At 76.4% G+C, this 2,644-nt stretch carries 4 protein-coding genes; 3 read left to right on the top strand and 1 reads right to left on the bottom strand.

The window, feature by feature from the left end; translation table 11 throughout:
- Window positions 1-106 precede the first annotated feature (106 nt).
- Entirely contained in the window at window positions 107-286 is a 180-nt protein-coding gene (locus BJP40_RS30420; RefSeq protein ID WP_071284031.1) for a DUF6480 family protein, read from the top strand.
- A 111-nt stretch (window positions 287-397) separates the two neighbouring features.
- Window positions 398-1,372 carry an oxygenase MpaB family protein gene (locus BJP40_RS30425; RefSeq protein WP_071284034.1) on the top strand — a complete coding sequence of 325 codons (975 nt, stop codon included), beginning with the start codon at window positions 398-400 and terminating at the stop codon, window positions 1,370-1,372.
- 217 nt (window positions 1,373-1,589) lie between these two features.
- On the opposite strand, the gene BJP40_RS30430 is transcribed toward BJP40_RS30425, so the two are convergent.
- Window positions 1,590-2,162, bottom strand: a complete 573-nt coding sequence (locus tag BJP40_RS30430; RefSeq protein WP_071269466.1) for a fasciclin domain-containing protein — start codon at window positions 2,160-2,162, stop codon at window positions 1,590-1,592.
- A 142-nt stretch (window positions 2,163-2,304) separates the two neighbouring features.
- Between BJP40_RS30430 and BJP40_RS30435 the strand changes: the two genes are divergently transcribed.
- On the top strand, window positions 2,305-2,644 hold a 340-nt coding region (locus BJP40_RS30435), incomplete at its 3' end, for a MerR family transcriptional regulator (protein ID WP_143066056.1).

Here is a 2,644-nt window from a genome sequence, read left to right on the forward strand (position 1 = left end):
GACGCGGCCGGTTCGACGCACTAACGCTGCGGGTGGCGGCCCGCCGTGGCCGGCGCGACCGTGGACGTGTCGACAACGACGCAGTCGCGGGAAAGGAGGAGGAGCCATGTCCGTCCCGCTTGTTCCGCCGCAGGAGACCCCGCCCGTGGAGGGTTCGACGTCGTCGGCCCACTCCGAGCGTCCCGACCGGGGGGTGTGGGAGCACCCCTGGCTGCCGATGGTGCTGGTCCTGGTCGGCAGCGCGGCCTTCGCCGCCTTCTTCGCCGCCCGCATCGCAGGGTTCTGAGCCCGCCCCCGCCCCCTGCCCCTTCCCGTCCCGCCGGGGCCCGCTGACGCCCGCACCACGCGGCCGCCCGCGGGCCCTCCCGCCGTCAGCCGCGCGGAGCATACTGGCGTCATGGTCTGGCCACCACCGGTCGTCGGCAGGGCCCGGACACGGGCCGGCGAGGTCCTGCTGCAGCGGGTCGCGGGCCCGTCGGCCGAGCGGACCCGCGCCCGCGTGCACACCACCCCCGGGCCGCGCTGGTTCGCCCCCGACCGTCCCGTGCGGACCGTGCACGGGGACGCGTCGATGTACGTCGGCGGCCTCGCCGCGCTGCTGCTCCAGTCGCTGCACCCGGTCGCCATGGCCGCGGTCGCGGCGCATTCGGGGTTCCGGGGCGACCCGTGGGGGCGGTTGCAGCGCACGAGCGCGTTCCTCGCCTTCACGACCTTCGGCGCGGCCGAGGACGCGGACCGGGCGGTGGAACGGGTCCGCGCCGTGCACGCACGGGTGCGCGGGCGCACCCCGGACGGCGTCCCCTACCGCGCCTCCGACCCGCACCTGCTGACCTGGGTGCACATCGCGGAAGCCGAGTGCTTCCTGCGGGCCCACCAGCGGTACGGCAGGCATCCGCTGGACCGCCGCGGCGAGGACGGTTACGTCGCGGACATGGCGCGGGTCGCCCGGCGGCTCGGCGCGGACGACCCGCCGGCAACCCGGGCCGGGCTGACCGCGCGCATCGCGGCGTACCGCCCGGAACTGCGCGCCACCCCCGACTCACGGGCGACGGCGCGCTTCCTGCTGGCGCAGCCGCCCCTGCCCGCCGTGGCCCGGCCGCCGTACGCCCTGCTCGCGGCGGCCGCGGTGGAGCTGCTGCCGCCGTGGGCGAGGGCGCTGCTCGACGTCCCGTACACCACACGGCTGCTCCTGCCGGTCGCCCGCCCGGGCGGCCGCGCGCTCACCTCCGCCATACGGTGGGCGACACCGCCGCCCCCTACGGCCCCTCCGGTCGCGGAGGCCACCGGTGGAGCCGGCAGCGGCGCCCCCGGCCCGCCGGCCGCCCGGTCGCCGCAGGACAGCCGGCCCGAGGCCGCACCGCCGGGTGGCTGAGCCCCGCCCGTCATGAAGCGGCGGCCCGGTCCGGACTGGCCCCGCCGCCCCACGCGGCCGGCCCGCGCCTGCCCCGCGAGCGCGCCGGGTGGTCACCCGCGAAACGGGGCCCGGTACCGCGGCGAAGCGCGGCACCGGGCCCGGGAAAGGGGGGTCACTGCCCCGGTCACGGCGTGCTGGGCGGCCGCGTCCCGGGGTCAGTGCCCGGCTCAGGACGTCACTTGGGCATCAGCACCGTGTCGATGATGTGGACGGTGGCGTTGGACGTGGCCACTCCGCCGCACACGATCTTGGCGGTGTCGTTGACCTCGTACGTGTTCCCGGAGCCCTGGGTGGTGAGCGTGCCGCCCTCCAGGGTCGTGAACGAACCGTCGGCGAGCTCGCTCTTCTCGACGGGCTCTTCGACCACGTGGTACGTGAGGATGTCGGTGAGCTGCGCCTTGTCGGCGAGGATCGCGTCCAGGTCCGCGGCGGGGATCTTGTCGAACGCGTCGTCGGTCGGCGCGAACACCGTGATGTCCTCGGCCTCGTTCAGGGTGTCGACGAGGTCCGCCTCCTGGAGGGCGGCCGTCAGCGTGGACAGCTCCGGATTGGTGGACGCCGCAGTGGCGACCGGGTCGTTCGCCATCTCCTGCGGGCTGCCCGGGCCCTCGCTGGGAAGCGCCGAGCACCCGGGGCCGAACGTGCCTTGCTCGTTCGCCCCCGCGCTGGGTGCCAGGACGACCAGGGAGACGGGCAGGGCCGCCGCTGCGAGTGCGGCGGCTGCACGACGCTTGATCGGGTTGTTCATGACCACTCCTCCCGACGAGTGGGGACGCGGTTCGTCCCTGCGGTGCGCGTCGGCTGTCACAAGGGGTTCCCCGTGCGGCGCGGACACGGATGCAGAACAGCCGAAGATAACTCGCATCGTTTATGCGGCGTATGCTCGTCGTATGGGTGACAGCACGCACGGACTGACGACGGGCGCCGTGGCCCGTCGGCTCGGCGTGTCCCCCACGACGCTGCGCTCGTGGGACCGCCGCTACGGCATGGGCCCCGCCGCCCGCGAGGACGGCAGGCACCGCCGCTGGTCCGCCGGCGACCTGGCGGTGCTGGAGGAGATGTGCCGGCTCACCGCATCCGGGGTGCCTCCGGCCGACGCGGCCCGCGCGGCCCTCGCGGGGGCCGGGCGGGGCCTCGCGGACGAGCCCGCGCCGGAGGGCTCCGGTGGTCCCGGCGCCGAGGACGCGGTGCGGCCGGGCCGGGCGGGGCCGCCTGGGCCGGCGCCCGGGC

The organism is Streptomyces sp. CC53, from assembly GCF_001865245.1.
Lineage (GTDB): Bacteria > Actinomycetota > Actinomycetes > Streptomycetales > Streptomycetaceae > Streptomyces.

Excerpts from the sequence above, each read along its gene's own strand:
- BJP40_RS30420 (WP_071284031.1), top strand. The coding sequence starts at position 107 with ATGTCCGTCCCGCTTGTTCCGCCGCAGGAGACCCCGCCCGTGGAGGGT.
- BJP40_RS30425 (WP_071284034.1), top strand. The coding sequence starts at position 398 with ATGGTCTGGCCACCACCGGTCGTCGGCAGGGCCCGGACACGGGCCGGC.
- BJP40_RS30430 (WP_071269466.1), bottom strand. The coding sequence starts at position 2,162 with ATGAACAACCCGATCAAGCGTCGTGCAGCCGCCGCACTCGCAGCGGCG.